This window comes from Marinifilum breve (genome assembly GCF_003202155.1).
Taxonomy (GTDB): Bacteria; Bacteroidota; Bacteroidia; order Bacteroidales; family Marinifilaceae; genus Marinifilum; species Marinifilum breve.
The window spans coordinates 1-365 of record NZ_QFLI01000198.1; the positions used below are offsets into that span (position 1 = coordinate 1).

Sequence of the window (365 nt, forward strand, 5' to 3'; positions counted from 1 at the left end):
ACATGCCCACGGTCAGCGTAGCGACCGTTTGTGGACATTTACATCCGTAGAGACATCCCGGCCCTTCCACCGCTGTCTGTGGCACTCATTTCACAGGCCTCATGATCAGCTACAGACTGGAGTTAAGCGTCGGAGGCAAAAAAGTGTCAAGGAGTGCAATAAATGTCTTAGATATTTAAGCGTCTGGCGTGACAAGCTGCTGCGTTTCTGAGCGCTGCATGTCCACTGAAGCAGCAGCAGCAGCAGCAGCAGCGTCCTCTGCTGTTTGCAAAGAGGAGTGAAAAAGCTTACAGCACCTGGTATTCCCAGGCGGTCTCCCATCCAAGTACTAACCAGGCCCGACCCTGCTTAGCTTCCGAGATCGG

Annotated in this window: 1 rRNA gene; it reads right to left on the bottom strand. The window is 53.4% G+C overall.

The window, feature by feature from the left end:
* Window positions 1–284: 284 nt before the first annotated feature.
* Window positions 285–365 (bottom strand): 5S ribosomal RNA (rrf, locus tag DF185_RS24940); the annotation flags it as partial.